This is a genomic window from Pseudomonas sp. MYb193, from assembly GCF_002966775.1.
GTDB classification, from domain to species: domain Bacteria; phylum Pseudomonadota; class Gammaproteobacteria; order Pseudomonadales; family Pseudomonadaceae; genus Aquipseudomonas; species Aquipseudomonas paracarnis.
In genome coordinates this window covers 5,257,358-5,275,565 of sequence record NZ_CP023269.1, presented here as the reverse complement: position 1 = coordinate 5,275,565, position 18,208 = coordinate 5,257,358, and the positions used below count along the sequence as shown (strand labels likewise).

The 18,208-nt window shown below is 57.7% G+C and carries 15 protein-coding genes and 1 other RNA gene; 5 read left to right on the top strand and 11 right to left on the bottom strand.

The window, feature by feature from the left end; genetic code table 11:
* Position 1: 1 nt before the first annotated feature.
* Positions 2-1,054 (top strand): ADP-ribosylglycohydrolase family protein, encoded by a 1,053-nt coding sequence (locus tag CLM72_RS24125; RefSeq protein ID WP_105228530.1) that lies wholly within the window; start codon positions 2-4, stop codon positions 1,052-1,054.
* Between the two features lie 653 nt (positions 1,055-1,707).
* Here the strand turns inward: CLM72_RS24125 and CLM72_RS24110 are convergent.
* From CLM72_RS24110 to CLM72_RS24070, 9 genes are all read right to left on the bottom strand, one after another.
* Positions 1,708-2,046, bottom strand: coding sequence for a YkvA family protein (locus CLM72_RS24110; RefSeq protein ID WP_105228528.1), 339 nt, complete (start codon positions 2,044-2,046; stop codon positions 1,708-1,710).
* 7 nt (positions 2,047-2,053) lie between these two features.
* A complete protein-coding gene (locus CLM72_RS24105) occupies positions 2,054-2,731 on the bottom strand; it encodes a hypothetical protein (protein WP_054990313.1) in 678 nt (225 codons plus the stop codon).
* Positions 2,732-2,738: 7 nt separating this feature from the next.
* Positions 2,739-4,445, bottom strand: a complete 1,707-nt coding sequence (locus CLM72_RS24100) for a LeoA/HP0731 family dynamin-like GTPase (protein WP_105228526.1) — start codon at positions 4,443-4,445, stop codon at positions 2,739-2,741.
* A gap of 11 nt (positions 4,446-4,456) precedes the next feature.
* Positions 4,457-6,646: a hypothetical protein gene (locus CLM72_RS24095; RefSeq protein ID WP_105228524.1), complete on the bottom strand. Its 2,190-nt coding sequence runs from the start codon at positions 6,644-6,646 to the stop codon at positions 4,457-4,459.
* 825 nt (positions 6,647-7,471) lie between these two features.
* Entirely contained in the window at positions 7,472-8,728 is a 1,257-nt protein-coding gene (locus CLM72_RS24090; protein WP_105228522.1) for an integrase domain-containing protein, read from the bottom strand.
* Between the two features lie 185 nt (positions 8,729-8,913).
* Positions 8,914-9,310, bottom strand: a transfer-messenger RNA (tmRNA) gene (ssrA, locus tag CLM72_RS24085).
* Positions 9,311-9,404: 94 nt separating this feature from the next.
* A complete protein-coding gene (locus CLM72_RS24080) occupies positions 9,405-9,683 on the bottom strand; it encodes a hypothetical protein (RefSeq protein WP_020301768.1) in 279 nt (92 codons plus the stop codon).
* 136 nt (positions 9,684-9,819) lie between these two features.
* Entirely contained in the window at positions 9,820-12,630 is a 2,811-nt protein-coding gene (locus CLM72_RS24075; protein ID WP_105228520.1) for an FAD-binding and (Fe-S)-binding domain-containing protein, read from the bottom strand.
* A gap of 70 nt (positions 12,631-12,700) precedes the next feature.
* Entirely contained in the window at positions 12,701-14,395 is a 1,695-nt protein-coding gene (locus CLM72_RS24070; RefSeq protein WP_020301770.1) for a lactate permease LctP family transporter, read from the bottom strand.
* A 251-nt stretch (positions 14,396-14,646) separates the two neighbouring features.
* On the opposite strand from CLM72_RS24070, the gene CLM72_RS24065 reads away from it, so the two are divergent.
* Entirely contained in the window at positions 14,647-15,414 is a 768-nt protein-coding gene (locus CLM72_RS24065) for an FCD domain-containing protein (RefSeq protein ID WP_014719963.1), read from the top strand.
* A gap of 27 nt (positions 15,415-15,441) precedes the next feature.
* Here the strand turns inward: CLM72_RS24065 and smpB are convergent, their stop codons facing one another.
* Positions 15,442-15,924, bottom strand: a complete 483-nt coding sequence (gene smpB / locus CLM72_RS24060; RefSeq protein WP_014719962.1) for an SsrA-binding protein SmpB — start codon at positions 15,922-15,924, stop codon at positions 15,442-15,444.
* 167 nt (positions 15,925-16,091) lie between these two features.
* Between smpB and CLM72_RS24055 the strand changes: the two genes are divergently transcribed.
* Together CLM72_RS24055 and CLM72_RS24050 are read left to right on the top strand one after the other, a co-directional pair.
* Positions 16,092-16,526 (top strand): type II toxin-antitoxin system RatA family toxin, encoded by a 435-nt coding sequence (locus CLM72_RS24055; protein WP_003194226.1) that lies wholly within the window; start codon positions 16,092-16,094, stop codon positions 16,524-16,526.
* Complete coding sequence (locus CLM72_RS24050) at positions 16,519-16,821, top strand: RnfH family protein (RefSeq protein ID WP_105228518.1); 303 nt, start codon at positions 16,519-16,521, stop codon at positions 16,819-16,821. Before CLM72_RS24055 ends, CLM72_RS24050 begins: the two co-directional genes overlap by 8 nt.
* A gap of 305 nt (positions 16,822-17,126) precedes the next feature.
* On the opposite strand, the gene CLM72_RS24045 is transcribed toward CLM72_RS24050, so the two are convergent.
* A complete protein-coding gene (locus CLM72_RS24045; protein ID WP_019817954.1) occupies positions 17,127-17,654 on the bottom strand; it encodes an outer membrane protein assembly factor BamE in 528 nt (175 codons plus the stop codon).
* 98 nt (positions 17,655-17,752) lie between these two features.
* Here CLM72_RS24045 and fur point away from each other — a divergent pair, with 98 nt between their 5' ends.
* Positions 17,753-18,157 (top strand): ferric iron uptake transcriptional regulator, encoded by a 405-nt coding sequence (gene fur, locus CLM72_RS24040; protein ID WP_003194220.1) that lies wholly within the window; start codon positions 17,753-17,755, stop codon positions 18,155-18,157.
* The last annotated feature ends 51 nt before the right edge of the window (positions 18,158-18,208 follow it).

Below are 18,208 nucleotides of genomic sequence, written 5' to 3'. Positions count from 1 at the left end.
CATGAACAGACTTGAACGGATCAAGGGCTGCCTGCTTGGCGGCGCCGTCGGTGATGCGCTAGGCGCCCCAGTGGAGTTTCTCGAGTGGTCTGCAATTGAAGCTAAGTTCGGTCCGCAAGGTATCGTTGATTTTGCCCCTGCTTTCGGTACCACCGGCGCCATCACCGACGACACGCAGATGATGCTTTTCACCGCAGAAGGCTTGCTGCGGGCTTATGTGTGCGGCAGCTCACGAGGGACTTGCCACGTCCCCAGCATTATTCACCATTCGTTGCTGCGCTGGCTGATAACACAGAACTACCCTACGGCGATGCCGATCGGCGTGGACGGCTGGCTGATCAAGCAATCGGAGCTCTGGTCTCGGCGTGCCCCTGGCACTACTTGCCTAGGTGCACTCAAGGCCAGTCCGCGGCTTGGCGCCGTTGCCGAGAACAACAGCAAAGGCTGTGGCGCGTTGATGCGCGTTGCGCCCTGCGCCTTTTTTGCAAACGCCTTTGACTACGCTGCCCAGTCGGGCCGCCTGACTCACGGACATCCTACGGGCTACCTGGCGGCCGGGTTGTTTGCCGATATTCTCCAACGCATTGCCGATCGGCAAGACAGCTTGGGGCACGCGGTTACTCAGAGCTTGGCCAAATATGGACAAACGCCGGGTATGGAAGAAACACGGAGTCTCATTGAGCGCGTACTTTTCTTCGTTTACGAGGGCTACCAGCCCACTCCGCAACGAATAGGCGAGCTCGGTGGCGGATGGGTCGCCGAAGAAACGCTGGCTATCGGCTTGTGGTGCGCCCTTGCAGCGCGTTCGTTCGAAGAGGGCGTGATCACGGCGGTGAATCACAGTGGCGATAGCGACAGTACCGGGCTCATAGCCGGGCACTTGTTGGGTGTTCAGTATGGTGTTGCGGCGATTCCTGCTCGGTGGTTCGAACAATTGGAGCTGCGCGAAGTGATTGTGCAAATCGCCGAGGACGTCGAGCGCATTCCGCGTGAGTACTGTGGGTATGGTGGAGAGTTTGATCAGCAGATTGAGCTGGCGTATCCCGCTGGCTGAGAGCGCTGATGGAGACGACTATGGATAAATTTTAAGGAGAGCTGCGATGCCTATAAAGCCCAGGCCATTTACGTTTGTGTGTGGTGAGTGTGGTTGGAAGAAAACAGTGGCACCCAGGAGTGACGCGCTGGGACCGGGGGAATGGTTCATGCAGTGCCCGAAGTGCGGGAGCGAAGCGTTGAAGATGCGAGCTGCGGGGTGGGTTGAACGGACGTTGGCTGAGTTGCTTCTGCGTCGCTAAGTGCATTTTCCAGTGATATTTGGAGGAGGTTGCACCAATGGTAAAAGGCCGTTTTGCGCGAGACCATGGGCACTTTGCCGGGTACATGCCTTTCACCCTTGCTTGCCCCCAGGACACTCGGCCAATCGTTGGGTTTCATCGATTCAGTGACATAGGCAGCATTGAGGGCGATCCACAGAAACACGAATCGCCCGTCGACCACCTCGGCCTGCTCGGCGCGTTGCAGGCAGCTCAAGGAGCAGCGAACGCGCCGTGTAAGGTTGATGTGATGGTTGTCGCGTTCAAGTCGGTGACTTGCCTGAGGGGTTGGTAGTCCAGGAGTCTGGAGGGGGCATGGTGTGTCACATTGTGATGGCCCAGGTTTTATCGATGCCCATTTGGACACTGTCTTACGTGAGCTATCACGTTGCGATCAGGAGAACCACTGTTTCAGTGTTTCCTTTGCCCGTGTCACATGCTCGTCCTTGATGTGGGTCGCGGTTGCGGCCAAAGCCGCGCATAAAACTCCGATGTCGTCGGTGTATCCTACGATTGGAGTGATATCCGGGATGACATCGATCGGTGAGATGAAATATCCCAGCGCTCCATAAATGGTAGTTTTCGCCCACGTTGGGGTATCCGAGTCTGTTGCGGCGTAATACATCTTCAGCGCTGGCTCAAGGGCGGCCTCGCCTGTGGATTTTGCGTAGCTTTTGACTTTTTCCCAGAAGGAATCGTCCGAGTAGTCCTTTTCAAATGCGTTGTCTGACATGTTTTTATCACTCCTCATTGCATTCGAGCACAACCGCTTCATCAAGCTTGCAGGCGCTGGTATGGCCGTCCATTCCCCAGTGATTACTGCTGTAGATACCTCGGGACACTGACTGGCCCTCTTCAGTGAATACCTCAATCACTGCGTTCCAGAGGGAGGCCCTGGGGGCTTCAGTACTAGGATCAAGACAGAGCAAATGGGTCAGTTGATATTGACCTTCGTGCACATAGCCTTGATGGCCCACGACCATCATCCAGTGGCCACTATGCTTCGACCAACTTACGCCTATCAATGGAATGCCGTCACTGTCCAGTGCATCGCGTAGTTCGCTGACTAGCTGTTTTTTGCTGCCTGTCACGTGCTCGGCTTCAATGCCGCTTCCACGGAAATGCTGGGCAAGGCTCGCCAGATCCTCGCCGTTGGTACCGGAAGAAATCAACGCGCCATGGGAGATCAGCGCGTTACGAAACTTGCCTTCGCGGCTGCGACCATCCCAGAGGTTCATATCAGTGATCTCTTTACGCTCCAGCACGCCGAGTGTGAGCAACGCCATCATCAGCGCGTATGGGCCGCAAGCGCCGTCGGCATCGCCCTGGCGCAGATGCACCAGGGCGCCATTCTCGGCGCAAGTTTCGGGGCCCTTTGGAGAAACCATTAACCAGCGGCTTACGCACATCGTGTTCATTATGATCTTAGCCCTCAATCCGGGTGAATTCGGCTTCGATCAATTCCCCGGTTTGGCGCCATTCCCTGAATTGTTCACGTAGCTTTTTCTGCGTGTCGATGGCAACCTGAACATCAGCAGCATTGGCATCAAGCGAGGCGTAGTCGGGGAAGAATCGCTCCTCGAACGAGACGTCCTGAATCATGTTCAACAGTTCTTCACGCTGGTTGTTGAAGTTGTCCACCATCTCTGCAATGGCTTGTCTGAACTGATCCTCGCGTTTCTTGCGCTCATAGCTGTCCCAGGCCTCCAGTGCTAGGCCTGCAACCGACAGAATACCGTTGAGATTTTTCGCCAGGTTAACCGCGCCCCAAGGCTTGAATTTCAGTGCCTTGCCCAAATCCACGCCGAGGGTCTTGGCCACGCTGACGATGCCGTCGCGGGCAGCCAGAATGCTGCCGTTGTTGATCAGGTTGCCCTTGATCACATAGTTCACGCCTTGCTTGCCCAGGTTGATCACGTTGGTGTTGAAGTGATCGATTTCGGAGTCGAAGCTCAGGCGCATGCGGCTGAGCTCCTGGCTCACCCCGTTAAGTTGACGATCGAATTCGTTTTGCAGGCGTGTGGTCACCATGACCCCATCGCGCCCAATCTCGCGCTCAAAGAACTCCTTGAAAGTCTCTTGGGTCAGCCCTTCAGTGCGCATGATCAACCCGGAAAAATAACGGGTGACAAATTCGCGCAGGCCAATGCGTACCTCACCGATCTGACCCTTGGCACCATCAAGCTGACGACTGAGCGTGCGGCCGACGCCGCTGAGGCGCTCTACTTCTTCGCCCAGGCGTTGGTCGTTTTCCACCGCCACTGGCAACTCTTTGTGCAGCACGTCGAGGATCACGCTCTTTCGCGCTTGCTCGACGATCACCGCAGAGCCGCCGCTGGACTGGATCTTGCCGGCGGTTGCTTGTTGCAGGTTATTGATGTGCGAAAGTGTCTTGAACTGCTCGATCCGCTCGAGCCAGTAATCGGTGCCCATGTCGAACGGATTTGCCGCCACTGCGACGATGCTCAGTGCCGCCACCTCCGCGTCGCTGGCGTCGATGGACTCGCGAAGCCGGCTTTCGACGTTGTTGCGTTTGACCTGCAGGTGCTGCGCGTAGCTCGCCTCATCCTCCACGTCGGCCACTTCGTCGAAACGGCTCAATACGAATACGGTGCGCGGTAGCAGGTCGAGCGTGCGGAACAGCCAGTTCAGGTCATCTTTATGGCTGTCCTTGATCGGGTTGGTTGAGTTCATCACGTACAGCACCAGGTGGGCTTCGCTGACGTATTTGCGCGTGATGTCCTTGTACTTCTCCATCGCATTGATATCGGCGTTGTACTGTTCCTTGAAACCAAATAGCCCGGGAGTGTCAATCAGCACGAAGTTGTCATCCACTTCGTAGACTTTCACCTCGTTCGATGACTCCTGCTGACTGATATTCATGCTGGATTTGTCGAGACGTTCCATCCAGGCCGCAGCGATGGACGTCTTGCCTTCAGAGAAACCGCCGATCAAGGCAATTTTGAGCTTGTCGTTGGCCAGGTTCTGGCTGGCATGTTCGAGTTTGCTCAGCAGTGTCGGGTCGATGTTGACGCCCAGTGCAGCACCTTGCTCGAGGAATACACGCAGTTTGTCCAGCAGTGCCAGAGCCTTGTTGTTTTGATTTAGAAAGAGCTCAAGGGTCGAATTCATGGTGCAGTTCCTTATGCTTTGAGGTCGCTGGCGATCTTTTTCAGGCCGAGGTGGGCAGCGTCGAGTTTTTGGTTGATGTGCCGTGCTTGCAGGGCGGGCTTCTGCAGAACGGTACGGATCTGTTCGATTTTCTCTTCCAGTGGCGGCAGCGCCTGCGCGAGGGTTTCGCGGAAACCGTCGCGGATGGCCTCGCAAGCGCTGTCGAGGTTGTTGTCGGTGGCTTTTCGCTGTTGGCCTTTCTTGTAGTCACTGTCAAAAAAGCTCCACACTGCCTTCGCGAGACCGACTAGTAGCGTCGCCACGCCAATAGTCATCAGCACCCAGCCCACGGGGTTCCAGATCATCACTGCACCACCGGCCAGACTGGCAAGTAAACCTACGACGTTGATCCCGTTGTCGATACTCACGTTCAGGCTGAAGTCTCCGGCCAGACGTGCCTTACCGATCTGTGAGTAGCCGGCCAACAGGTCTTTGGCATGCGATTCGAAACGCTGGACAATTTCGCTGACATTCTTCTGGAACTGATCAACCTGCTTGTCGAGTGTTGCCGGCAGTTTGTCTTGCAGTGTCGACTGCTCACTCTTTAGTACCCGTTCCAGCACTGCTTTGAAATCATCGTTGCTGATGTCGTCATCGATGCGGTCGTAAACGCGCTTGCGCACGGCATCTTCAAATTCGCCGATGGCCTGCTCGCCCGCATTGCTCAGGCGGCTGTTGAGGGACTTGAACGCAATTTGCAGCTGGTGGCAGGCGTTCTCGGCTTCCTCATGCAGTTTTTTGGCCAGTGGGGCGAACTGCGCTACCCGGATGGCTTTCACTTCTGAGCAAACGTCGGTTACCGCGAGTTGAACCTTGTTCATGTTCGAGCGGCGTATTTTGGCCTTCACGTTTGTGACCAGGTCTCGGGTCAGGTGTCGATAGAATTGCTTGACGCCGGATTTTTCCAGCAGCGCGTCTGGCGCCATGGCATCGAGGAATTTCTTGCGGCTGATCGCTATCGTGGAGCGTGGCACCAGGCAATCGGCTGCTGCATAGAACGCGGGCAGGGCACAGAGGGTCATGCTGCGCTGGTAATGCTCGCCCAGTTGCTTGCGCATGATCTGGTCCAGATCATCCAGGCTGGCCTGCTCGTCAGGGCTGATCAGGGCGGTTTTTTGCAAAGCCATGGGGTTGGTGATGCGTTTGTTGTAGAGCGTCCAGACTTCCGTCTGCGCACCCAGCTGCGCCTTGATTTTTTCCAGGGTGCCAGGACGGCCGGCATCACCGGTCTGCGGAGGTGCCGCTTTAGACGTTACGTAGAACACCGCATGGGCACGCTTGACCGCGTTGTTTATCTGCTCACTGACCTTGCTCTCGTCGCCCTCGATGCCAGGAACATCGAGCAACTGAAAATGCTGCCCTTCTGAATCAAAGGCATACGCTTGAGTTTGACGGGTGAAGTCAGCGCGGCCATCACCGATGATGCTGCCGTCTTCGAAGGCCGCCAGTTGCTGGAGACTATCCAGTGCCGTTGCGTGACGCTGACGGGTTTCGCCTAGCCGGGACTGAATCTCTTCGCTCTGCTGACGCAGCCTGGTCAGTTCGGTTTCACGCTGCATGGGCAGCACGGAGGTGCCGGCCTGCAACTGCACCAAAGCGATTTCTTCGGGAAGCTTGCGCAGCAGGTTGATAATGCGCTGGATCAGACCAGCGCTTCGTTTCTGTTCTTCGATACGCGCGCGCAGGGCGTCTTCTTGCAACTGCTGTTCGACTTGGCGCTGGTCATATCGAGCATCGGCGGCGGCCGTTTCACTTTCGGCCTGGGCCAGGCGACCGTCTAGCGACTCGATTTCGGTTTCCAGTACCTGCAACGCCTCTTCGCTCAACCCCGACTGCTGCTGCAAGGCGAGGAAGCGATGACGTTGTTCTCGTTTGGTGTTTTCCCTGAGCAAGATGCGCAAGGTTTCGATCAGCGTCGACTTGCCAGCGTTGGTTTCGCCATAGAACGCAACGGTGAAGGTTTTGTGTTCGGCGTTGTCCTTTAGCTTGTTGATTGCGTTGGTCAGCGCTTGTTCGATTTCCTGCAGTTTGCTCTGCGCTTCTGCTTGGGCCGAGGCTAGGCTTGGATCGTCGGCACCCCGTGCCAAGGCTTTGAGCAAGTTGCTGATGTGATCGATAAGTTTAAGATAGAGGCCTTCGGAGAGGTCTTCAGCTGCAGTCATGGTGTCTTCCTATCTGACTAAATGGGCTCGATTGTCTGCAGCGATCTGTTGGCTATCCAAATTCATGGGCTGCGCAAGTTGTGTTCAGGCAGGTGCACCCCAATCAGCGTGGCAAACTGAGGGCAAGTAAGGAGGCGTAGTGCGGGCAGGTTGAGCACCTTATCGTCCTTGCTAGCTCAGTGGATCACCCGCGTCATTGGTACAATGCTGGCATCTGGACATCGGCCGTCAGAGAAAAAACTTTAACGTGGTGGCGAGCACTTATTTCGAAGAGTTGGAATCCAGTCGCATGTTGCATATCGCTCAGAACTCGGTGCAGTGCACGGCATGAGCTCAACGAACGGCTAAAGAAGGTATGTCTACTTACCTCTTTAGCCGTATAGCCTGAACGTGGTGTTCGAGCGACTCGCCCAGTTGGGCGCTGCGCGCACAGCCGCCGACATCGCCGATGAGCTCACCATCCGGCCCACTTGCTAGAGTTGCGCTGAAGCCACGGGCGGCACAGCCGACGGTACCAATGGTCGCGCCAATTTTCATGGCCGTTCAGAGTGAAGCAATATTGCTGGCGTTACCGCAGGACATGCACCTAATTGTTGGTTAGAGACGCAAACGGTCTTCCTCTTTGATAAGGAGATTCACTTGGATGTGAAGTACTCGATGCTTCGTGAAGACCATTGGGACGAGGCTGAGCGCATCGTTGGGCCATGGCTCGAGAAGATGTATGCAACGTTGAAGTTCAATGTAGAGACCTAACAACGAGGTGTCGGAGCAATGACGCTCTCCGCGCCCGAGAACCGTTAGTTTTGTCCGATACCGGACCCTATATCAGCGAATAGAAACGACTTTTCTGGCCCTGCTTTCCTTAATAGCTGACACCGATAGGCTACCTGTCGCCGCTTCCTGGATGTGCTCGCTCCACCAAGCCATCATTGGGCGTCTGCGTTCGATGTAATCTGCTCGGTTGTAGGCGCTGCGTACCTCATCTTTATCGACGTGGGCAAGCGCAACCTCGATCAATTCAGGATCCCAGCCGTGCTCGTTGAGGATAGTGCTCGCCATTGAGCGCATGCCATGACTTACCAGGCGCCCTTCGAATCCCATCCGTTTCAGCGCCATGTTGGCGGTCTGGCTGTTGCAGTGGGTACGTGGGTCTCTGTCAGCAGGGAACACGTACTCTCTATGGCCGCTATAGGGTTTGATAGTCTCAAGCAGAGCAAGCGCGTGTTCGGTCAGTGGTATGACGTGAGCACGTCGCTTCTTCATGCGTTCCGCTGGGATCGTCCAGGTTTTCTTGTCGAGGTCGATGTCAGCCCAGGATGTCGTAGCGGCTTCCGCAGGGCGGGTCATGGTGTGGAGTTGCCATTCGATCAGGCAGCGTGTGGTTCTTTTTATGCTCGCATTGGCGATGGCAACCATCAGCTCTGGCAGCTCTTCGGGACGGAGGGCGGCCATGTTTTGCTTTTTCGGCTTCTTGAAAACGGCCCGGATGCCGCTTAGGGGATTGGCAAAAATCATTCCTGAGTTCACGCCGTAGGTCATGATCTCGTTGAGTCGTTGGGTCAGTCGCTTCACTGTCTCCAGGCTGCCTTTGGTTTCCAAAGGGCGTAGCAGCTCGATGACCATCGGGGCATTGATCTGCGAGACAGGTATTGTTCCCAGCGATGGAAAGACATGCAGCGTGAGCGAGCGCCAGATGTCCTCGGCATAAGCCTGAGTTACAGAATCCTTTTTCAGTTCAAACCAGGCAGACGCCACGTTCTCGAATGTGTGCTCGGTTGCCTGCCTTTTTGTCTGCGCCAGCTCGCTACGTTGTTCTTTCGGATCGATGCCCTGGGCGAGAAGCTCTCTGGCTTCGACCGTCTTCTTCCTGGCTTGCGCGAGTGAGAGCTCTGGATAGGTGCCGAGGCCCATATTGATGCGGTTCTTGGTGATCGGCTGCCGATAGTTGAAATTCCAGAGCGTCGAACCATTGACTCTCACGCGCACCTGTAAACCGTCTCCATCGCTGAGGACGTAGTCTTTGTCTTTCGGCTTTACCGCTTTGAGCTGGCGGTCAGAGAGGCGGGTGGCTTGGGCGCACATGAGGTGTTCCATGACATCAATTGGTATTCCAAAAATTACCACTGAAGGGCTTGGAATACCATCTGGAATACCCGATGTCGTGGATTGTGCCGGACGTCCATGGACGCTAATAGACCCTAAAGCCTTGATTTTGCTGGATTTCAGGCACAAAAAAAGACGTCCGTGGACGTCTTTAGATGTAAGGTTGGTGGAGCCGGGGGGATTTGAACCCCCGTCCGCCAGTACTCCGCTGTCGGTACTACATGCGTAGCCGTTTCTATTAAGTTAACCCTCAGCGACCCGAAGGGCAGGGTGCTTTGGGCGAGTTGTGTAAGTTTTAGCCGCTTCGTCCACAACGTACTGCACGGCGATTCTGTTCTATATGACAATCACTTTGGGTTTACAGACATCCCCTGGTGATTGCTGGACCCGAAGGTACCAGAAGCTCAGGGCTAAGGCTGCTTACGCAGCGAGAGCGAATTCCTGGCCGTAGTTTTCGTCATTGGCAACTATAAGAAGTTGCAACAGTGGATTTACGAGTTCTGTTACCAACTCGGCATGCACCTAAAGTTTCGCGACCGGCGTCGAATCCTAAACGGCCCCGTGCTTGTAACTCGTTGTTTCGTAGTGAGTGACAAGCCTGTGCAGTGTACGCCAAAACGTCAGCGAAGGCCAACCCGAAGGTTGGCCCTCTCGCTTACTGGCCGCCTTTCTCGCTGTTCTGTAGGTCTTGCAGGGCCTTGGAGGTGATTTCGATGCACTTCTTCTCATCACCTGCGGCGTGGGCGGCCTTGGCCTGGGAGACGGCGGTGTCTATTTCGCCACTTTTACCGCTGGTGTCGGTGGCGAGCAGGGCTTTGCCGTTGTTGATTTTGTCCAGGTTGATCTGGCACAGGTCTTTGTCACCGGCGGCGAAAGCGGGGGAGGCGAGCATCGCAGCGGTCATGAACAAGCCAGCAAGAGCGGAACGCTTCATAGGGTGTCTCCTTGCGCAAAAGGGCTCGACGCTGCTGGCGTGCAACCGCTGCCAGCGACATCACTGATAGGCCTCGTTTGTCGAGGCCTATGCAGATGACTGTGCCGGTGCGCCAGGGTTCGGTTTTTTTGCCGGGTCAGTGGGCGCGGGCGCGGGTGACGCGGTCTACCAGGTAGACCAGGCCGTGGTAGTCGATGCCGCCATGTTGGCTCAGGCCGATCTCGCAGGTGCGGCTGGTGGAGATGCCTTCGCTGCAATATTGCACGGCATCCTTGAGCGAGCGCAGGGCGTGGGCGTTGAGTTGCGGCGTGGTGAAGCCTTTGTCGCCGGCAAAGCCGCAGCAGTGAATGCCTTCGGGGATCACCACGGTCTTTGCGCAGCGTCGTGCCAGTTCGATCAGGGCCTGGCTCTCGCCCAGGTGCTGGGTGCTGCAGGTGACGTGCACGGCGATGGGCGCTTCCTGGGGCGTGAAGTCGAGGCGGTCCATCAGGTGGGTGCGGATAAAGCGTACCGGGTCGTAGAGGTCCAGGCGCGTTTCTTCCAACTCTTGTACCAGGCGCAGGGTGCAGGGGCTGGTGTCGCAGTAGATCGGGTCGAGGCCGCCACGGCTGGCGTGGAGCAGGGCGCCGATCAGTTCCTGGCGCTTGTGTTCGGCCTGCTCGGCGTAGCCTTTGGACGCGAAGGGCTGGCCGCAGCAGAGGCTGTCCTGGTTGTCGGGGAAGACTACTTGGTAGCCGGCTTTTTCCAGCAGATGGCGGGTTTTGTCGTACAGCGACATTTGCTCTTTATCGCCGGCTGCCGGGCCCATGGCGCGGGAGACACAGGCGGCCAGGTAAACCACGCGCGGGCGCGCGTCCGTCACAGCGGGGCTGAAGCGGATGGCCTTTTCGGGCTGTGGCATGGCGTTGGTCCACTGCGGAATTTGCCCCTTGGACAGCTTGGTCAGTGTGCTCGAGAGCTTGGCCAGCCGTGGAGCCCCCAGCAGCATGCGCGCACCGTTGGCGACGTGCAGGGTAAAGCGCGCACCTTGCAGCGCGGTGGCGAAATGGCTGGCGAGCCAGTCGGCGGTTTTCGTACGGTCGGCCTCGCGGCTGCGCAGTTTTTTTACCAGGTCGCCGGTATTGATGCCTACAGGGCAACGTTGCGCGCATAACCCGGTGGCGGCGCAGGTGTCGATGCCCTGGTAGTGGTAGGCCGCTTCCAGTTCGGTGGTGTCCACGCTTGCGCGTTTTTTTGCCTGGATGTCGCGCCAGATCACGATGCGCTGGCGCGGGCTCAGGGTCAGGCCTTTTGACGGGCACACCGGCTCGCAGAACCCGCACTCGATACACTTATCCACAAGCTCATCGGCGGCGGGCAATGGCTTGAGGTGCTTGAGGTGGATCTGCGGGTCTTCGCTGAGCACCACGTCCGGGTTGAGGATGCCGTTGGGGTCGAGCAGGCGCTTGAGTTGCCACATCAGTTGATAAGCGTCGCTGCCCCATTCCAGTTCGACGAAAGGGGCCATATTGCGGCCGGTGCCGTGTTCGGCCTTCAGCGAGCCACCGAACTCCACGGCCACCAGTTGCGCGACGTCGTCCATGAACGCTTGATAGCGTGCGACTTCTTCGCTGCTGTTGAAGCCCTGGGTGAACACAAAGTGCAGATTGCCTTCCAGGGCGTGTCCGAAAAGGATGGCTTCGTCGTAGTGATGTTTGTCGAACAGTGCGATCAGGCGGTTCACGCCAATCGCCAGTTGTTCGACCGGGAAGGTCACGTCTTCGATGATCACGGTGGTGCCGGTTTTGCGCACGGCACCCACGGCCGGAAAGGTGTCCTTGCGGATGGCCCACAGGCGTGCGTTTTCCAGTGGGTCTTCGGTGAAGTCGACTTGTTTCTCCACGGGAAACGCCGCCAGGGACGCCATGATGCGCGTCAGTTGTTCGTGCAGCAGCGATGGCGAAGCGGCGCGGGATTCAATCAATAGTGCGCAGGCGTTTTCCGATAGGTGCTGTACGAAAGCAGGCATGCCCGGTTTGTCCTGTACCGAGCGCATGCTGCGTCGGTCCAGCAGTTCAACGGCGGAGACTGGCTGGGTTTTCAGCACGGTGACTGCGTTGCAGCAGGTTTCGACATCCGGGAAGACGATCAGCGCCGAGGCTTTGTTGGGGTGATCGATCACGGTGTCGTAGGTGACCGCACTGATAAACCCCAGGGTGCCCTCGGAGCCCACCAGCAGGTGGCTGAGGATATCCAGCGGGTCATCGAAATCCACCAAGGCATTGAGTGACAGGCCGGTGGTGTTTTTCAGTCGGTATTTGTGGCGGATCTTTGCCGCCAGCTCAGTATTTGCCCGTGTCTCGCGGCCCAATGTAGCCAGGCGTTCAAGCAGTGCGCCATGTGACTGGCGGAAGGCTTGCACGCTGGCGGCATCTTCGGTGTCCAGGCGGCTGCCATCGGCCAGCACCAGACGGATGCCCGCCAGGGTGTGGTAGGTGTTTTGTGCCGTACCGCAGCACATGCCGCTGGCATTGTTGGCAACGATGCCACCAATTTTGCAGGCGTTGATCGATGCGGGGTCCGGCCCGATCTTGCGCCCGAACGGTGCGAGCCAGGCGTTGGCCTGGGCGCCGATCACGCCCGGTTGCAGGCGGATCTGGGTGCCTTGCCCGCGAATTTCGCGGTGGTTCCAGTTATCACCCAGCACGATCAGCACCGAGTCGCTGATGGCCTGGCCCGAGAGGCTGGTGCCTGCGGCACGGAAGGTCACCGGCACGCGGTCGCGCTGGGCCAGTTGCAGCAGAGTTACCACTTCGTCTTCTGACTCCACGCGGATCACCAGCTGTGGGATCAGTCGGTAGAAGCTGGCGTCGGTGCCGAAGGCGAGGGTGGAAAGTGGATCGTCGAAGCGGCGATCTTGCGGGATCAGTTGTGCGACGTCGCTCAAAAAAGCAGCAGGCAGGCTCATCGGTCCTCCAGAAATAGCAGACGCCGGAAGGGTGCCCCGGCGTCGATTCTTACCCTATTACGTGCAGTCCTCAGTGCACCAGCATACCGGTGAACCAGTACGCCTGCGCCAAGGTGATCAGCCCGACGATGGTGGCAAAAAACAGGCTGTGCTTGAGGGTAAAGCGGAACAGGTCGGATTCCTTGCCCACCAGGCCGGTGGCGGCGCAGGCCACGGCGATTGATTGCGGCGAGATCATTTTGCCGGTCACGCCACCGCTGGTGTTCGCGGCTACCAGTAGAGTGTCGTTGACGCCGATCTGGTGCGCAGTGGTGGCCTGCAGTGAGCTGAACAGGGCGTTGGATGAGGTGTCGGAGCCTGTCAGGAAAACTCCCAGCCAGCCAAGGAATGGAGAGAAGAACGGGAAGGCAGCACCGGTGCCGGCCAGAACCAGGGCCATGGTCGAGGACATGCCGGAGTAGTTGGTGACGAAGGCGAATGCCAGCACCATGCCGATGGACAGGATCGGCCAGCGCAGCTCAAAGAAGGTCTCTTTTAAAGTGGTAAGACCAGTTTTGACGTCGATTTTCAACACCAGCATGGAGACCAGTGCCGAGAAGAAGATCGCAGTGCCGGTGGCAGATATCGGGTCCAGCTTGAAGACGGCCGGGATGGCGGTGGGGTTGGTCACGATGGGCGCGACTTTAACCACCAGTTGATCCAGGTGCGGGATCGCGAAATTGAACACCCAGCCGTACATCGAACCGCCCGCGGCGAACAGGGCTTTGAAGGGTTTGAGGGTCCAGATGGTCACCAGTACGGTGAGGATCAGGAACGGCGACCACGCCTTGAAAATTTGCCCCAGGCTGTAGGGCGAAACCACGGTGTTGCGCGGCAAGCCGAAGCCGCCGGCGCTGGAGGTGACCGCCACGCTGGATGTAGCGCCGGCAATTTGTGCGCCTGCGGTGCGCTTGGGTTGCCAGACTTTCAGGAACAGCGTCAGGGCAATCAGGCTGGCGAGTGCCGAGGTGATGTCCGGCAGCTCCGGGCCAATGAAATTCGAGGTGAAATATTGGGTGACGGCAAAGCTCAAGCCGGCCACCAAGGCTGCCGGCCAGGTTTCGCGAACGCCGCGCAGGCCGTCCATCATGAACACCAGCCAGAACGGCACGAACAGCGACAGCAGCGGCAGTTGGCGGCCGGTCATGGCGCCAATCTTGAACGCGTCAATACCGGTGACCTGGCCTGCGACGATGATCGGGATGCCCAGGGCGCCGAACGCTACCGGTGCGGTGTTGGCGATCAGGCACAGGCCGGCGGCGTACAGCGGGTTGAAACCCAGGCCTACCAGCAGCGCGGCGGTGATCGCCACGGGGGCGCCGAAACCGGCCGCACCTTCCAGGAAGGCGCCAAAGCAAAAACCGATCAACAACACCTGCAAGCGCTGGTCGTCGGTGATCGACAAAACGGAGCTGCGGATGATTTCGAACTGGCCGCTCTTGACCGTCAATTTGTACAGGAATACTGCCGCGACGATGATCCAGGCGATGGGCCACAGGCCGTAGGCAAAACCGTAACCGGCCGCAGCCAGCGCCATGTCTACCGGCATCTGGAAGGCGAAAATGGCGACCAGGATCGACAGGGCCAGAGTGATGCTGCCGGCCACATGGCCTTTGAGGCGGAACACGGCCAGCGCCAGGAAGAAGAATACGATGGGAATGACGGCGGCCAGTGCGGACAGGCCGAGGCTGCCGAGTGGGCTGTAAAGCTGTTGCCAGGTTTGCATATGGGGTGGCCCCTGATTGTTGTTGTTTGGTGAGCTTGGGTAATTGGTAATACCAATTTACAATCGCTGTGGGCTAGATTAAGAGTCTTGGCAGGGGTGTGTCAATTTGCCGCCTGCGAAACTTTGGTCGTAGGTCGGTAGGCGGGGTGTTCTGATCGGCGAAATTGAAGGCGTTCTGATAGGTGCCGCCGGCACGTCGATAGGCCAGAATAGGGGCCCCGGCGAGTGGTCGGGATGGTGGAGAGTGAGTTATGGGGTTTGATCAGGTGCGTCAGCGCCGTTTGTCTGACGATATTGTCGAGCAGCTTGAGGGGATGATTCTCGAGGGCACGCTGAAGTCGGGCGAGCGCTTGCCGGCCGAGCGCGCGTTGGCTGAGCGCTTTGGTGTGTCGCGCCCATCGCTGCGTGAGGCGATTCAGAAACTGGCGGCCAAGGGGTTGCTGGTCAGTCGCCAGGGCGGTGGCAACTATGTGGTGGACTCCCTGGGTTCGACCTTCAGCGATCCGCTGCTGCACTTGTTGGAAAGCAATCCCGAAGCGCAGCGCGATCTGCTGGAGTTTCGTCAGACCCTTGAGGCTTCGTGTGCTTATTACGCGGCGTTACGCGCCACGGAGGTTGACCGTGAACGGCTGACCGCAGCGTTTGAAGCGTTGCAGGATTGCTATGCGCGCGCCGACGAGGTGAGCCGAGTGGAGGAGGGTGCTGCGGATGCAAGGTTTCACTTGGCGATTGCCGAAGCCAGTCATAACGCCGTGTTGCTGCACACCATTCGCGGGCTGTTCGACCTGCTCAAGCGTAACGTGGTGACGAATATTGGTGGCATGTACCAGCAGCGTACCGAGACCCGCGACATGCTGATCAATCAGCATCGGGACTTGTACCTGGCCATCATCGAGGGGCGGGCCGAGCAGGCGCGTGAAGTCTCGACACGGCATCTGCTGTATGTGCAGGAGGTGTTGGAGGAGGTGCGTCAGGAGGTTCAGCGTGTGGCTCGGGCGGAGAGACGCAAAGGGATGTAGCCCGCGTGGGCTACACCGTCACAAGGATTATTCTTCCTTGCCCTTGTTGCGCACGGCGCGATGCAGCTCGCGATTGGAGTCGCGCTCGCGCTCGGTGTCGCGCTTGTCGTATTCCTTCTTGCCCTTGCCCAATGCGATCTCGCATTTGACCAGGTGCTTGCTCCAGTACCAGGACAAGCAGACGCACGCGTAGCCTTTTTGCTGCACGGCTGCGGCGAGCTTTTCGAGTTCGCGGGCATTGAGCAACAGCTTGCGCGTACGCACCGGGTCGGCAATCACGTGGGTGCTCGCGGTGGTCAACGGGGTGATATGACTGCCAAGCAGCCATGCCTCGCCATCCTTGAGCAGCACATAACTGTCGACCAACTGCAGTTTGCTGGCACGCAGACTTTTTACTTCCCAGCCGGCCAGGACCAGACCAGCCTCGAACCGATGTTCGATGAAGTAATCGTGTCGCGCTTTTTTATTTTGCGCGATGGTCCCTGTGGGGTGTTTCTTTTGTTTAGCCATAGGGGCGGCATTATAGGGAGTTGCGAGCGTGTCGGCTACGGTCAACCTGTGTGCTTGAGCGAGTTGGACGAATCCCGGACAATGCGGGCAGTTCTTTGGTTTTTTTCTCTCGCGGATTGGGCTGTTCTTTCGCGATGTTTGCCTTAAGCAGTGGAAGTAACGCTCACATGACGACGCATATTCAACGTTCGGCCCTGTTGCCCTATCCGGCGCAGGCGCTCTATGACCTGGTCAACGACGTGGCGCGTTACCCGGAGTTTCTGCCTTGGTGCTCGACAGCCGAGGTTCTGGAGAGCAGTGACGAGCACATGGTTGCCAGTGTGGGGGTGGCCAAGGGCGGCCTCAGCCAGCATTTTGTGACGCGCAATGTGCTGGTGCCGGGCCAATCCATCGAAATGAACCTGCAGGAAGGGCCGTTCACCCAACTGCACGGTGTGTGGGTCTTCAAGGCGCTGACGGACAAGGCCTGCAAGATTAGCCTGGATCTTTCGTTTGATTATGCCGGGCCGATTGTTCGTGCGACTTTAGGGCCTTTGTTCAATCAGGCAGCCAATACCCTGGTGGACGCATTCTGTCAGCGCGCCAAGCAACTGCATGGTTGAGATCGAGGTGGTGTTCGCCGCCGAGGATCGCCAGGTGTTGCTGGGGGTAAAGGTGGCTGAAGGCACTAATTTGCGCGAAGCGGTGCGGGCGTCGGGAATGGCGGCGCATTTTCCTGATGTTGATCTGGCTGATTGCCCGCTGGGTATATTTGGCAAGGTTGTCGCGGATGCCGGGACGCGTTTCGTACAAGCGGGCGACCGTATTGAGATCTACCGGCCTTTGCTGGCCGACCCTAAAGAGGTGCGCAGGTTGCGTGCGGCCAAGGCGGCATTGGCCAGGCAGGCGAACTCTTGAGCTTGCCAAATGGCAGCCTAGCTATCTGGAGCGCCGCGATCCAACTGTGGGAGCTGGCTTGCCTGCGATGACGCCCTGATAGCCAGCGCATATCTGCCTGATGCCCGCGATCCAAATGTGGAAGGGGGCGGTTCCGATAGCGGATATGTACTCGATCTGATCCAGGATCCTGGTCGACTGTCAGATCGCTTTCGCAGGCAAGCCAGCTCCCACAGGTTCAGCGTCGCACCAAGGTTATGTAGATGCCTATGTAGATGGCAGGCAACAAAAAGCCCGGCATGCCGGGCTTTTTATCGAGCGCAAAATTATTGCGGGCTGGTGTCCAGAGGCTCAGGCGTCGGGACGGGCACGGTTTCCACGTTGTCGATGTCTTTCTGGATGGTGTCCAGCAACGAACCTGGCTTGGCCGGTACCTCGGATTTCGGTTTTTCGGCTTCTTGCGCAGGTGCGGTCACGTTGGTGCCGCTGTCCTTGCCCAGCAAGGCTTCATCGCGGCTTACGCCGGGCATGAAGTCACCGGACAGGCTCACGAGCTGGTCATTGCCATTGAAGATGACGCTGACGCGCTCCTGCTGGCGTTCACCGCCACCCGGCTGCAGGCTGTAGAGATAATCCCAGCGATCGGCATGGAAAGTGTCGGTCAGCAGGGGATTACCCATGATAAACCGTACTTGCCGTCGGGTCATTCCCGGGCGTAACTGGTCTATCATGTCCTGCGTGACGACATTGCCCTGCTGGATGTCGATTTTGTAAACCCCGGGGAATGAACAACCGGCGAGTGCGAGCAGTCCCACAAAGGTGAAACTGGTTAGCAAGAGCTTGGTGTTTTGCATCGGTGGGCGACTTCCACTATCTTGGCTGGGACAACGTAAACGCCGATCATACCCGTATTAAGAGAAGCTGCGAAGCAGCATCCGCGAGAAAGCTAACCATGGTTGAAAATAGCGAACTACGCAAAGCCGGTCTCAAAGTGACTCTGCCACGAGTCAAGATTCTACAAATGCTCGATTCTGCTGAGCAGCGCCACATGAGTGCCGAAGATGTTTACAAGGCGCTGATGGAGTCTAACGAGGACGTCGGCCTGGCCACGGTCTACCGTGTACTGACCCAGTTTGAAGCCGCAGGGCTGGTGGTTCGTCATAATTTCGACGGCGGTCATGCGGTGTTTGAATTGGCTGACGGTGGTCACCATGACCACATGGTTGACCTGGATACCAACGAGGTTATCGAGTTCACCAGCCCTGAAATCGAAGCGCTGCAGCACAAGATTGCTGAGGAGCACGGGTTCGATTTGGTCGACCACAATCTCGTGTTGTACATCCGTAAGAAAAAGTAAAAATCGACGCAGTTTTGCTTTGCGAAACGATTGAAGGCGACCCTCGGGTCG

Coding starts and splice junctions, on each gene's coding strand:
- CLM72_RS24125 (WP_105228530.1), top strand. CDS start 2: ATGAACAGACTTGAACGGATCAAGGGCTGCCTGCTTGGCGGCGCCGTC.
- CLM72_RS24110 (WP_105228528.1), bottom strand. CDS start 2,046: ATGTCAGACAACGCATTTGAAAAGGACTACTCGGACGATTCCTTCTGG.
- CLM72_RS24105 (WP_054990313.1), bottom strand. CDS start 2,731: ATGAACACGATGTGCGTAAGCCGCTGGTTAATGGTTTCTCCAAAGGGC.
- CLM72_RS24100 (WP_105228526.1), bottom strand. CDS start 4,445: ATGAATTCGACCCTTGAGCTCTTTCTAAATCAAAACAACAAGGCTCTG.
- CLM72_RS24095 (WP_105228524.1), bottom strand. CDS start 6,646: ATGACTGCAGCTGAAGACCTCTCCGAAGGCCTCTATCTTAAACTTATC.
- CLM72_RS24090 (WP_105228522.1), bottom strand. CDS start 8,728: ATGTGCGCCCAAGCCACCCGCCTCTCTGACCGCCAGCTCAAAGCGGTA.
- CLM72_RS24080 (WP_020301768.1), bottom strand. CDS start 9,683: ATGAAGCGTTCCGCTCTTGCTGGCTTGTTCATGACCGCTGCGATGCTC.
- CLM72_RS24075 (WP_105228520.1), bottom strand. CDS start 12,630: ATGAGCCTGCCTGCTGCTTTTTTGAGCGACGTCGCACAACTGATCCCG.
- CLM72_RS24070 (WP_020301770.1), bottom strand. CDS start 14,395: ATGCAAACCTGGCAACAGCTTTACAGCCCACTCGGCAGCCTCGGCCTG.
- CLM72_RS24065 (WP_014719963.1), top strand. CDS start 14,647: ATGGGGTTTGATCAGGTGCGTCAGCGCCGTTTGTCTGACGATATTGTC.
- smpB (WP_014719962.1), bottom strand. CDS start 15,924: ATGGCTAAACAAAAGAAACACCCCACAGGGACCATCGCGCAAAATAAA.
- CLM72_RS24055 (WP_003194226.1), top strand. CDS start 16,092: ATGACGACGCATATTCAACGTTCGGCCCTGTTGCCCTATCCGGCGCAG.
- CLM72_RS24050 (WP_105228518.1), top strand. CDS start 16,519: ATGGTTGAGATCGAGGTGGTGTTCGCCGCCGAGGATCGCCAGGTGTTG.
- CLM72_RS24045 (WP_019817954.1), bottom strand. CDS start 17,654: ATGCAAAACACCAAGCTCTTGCTAACCAGTTTCACCTTTGTGGGACTG.
- fur (WP_003194220.1), top strand. CDS start 17,753: ATGGTTGAAAATAGCGAACTACGCAAAGCCGGTCTCAAAGTGACTCTG.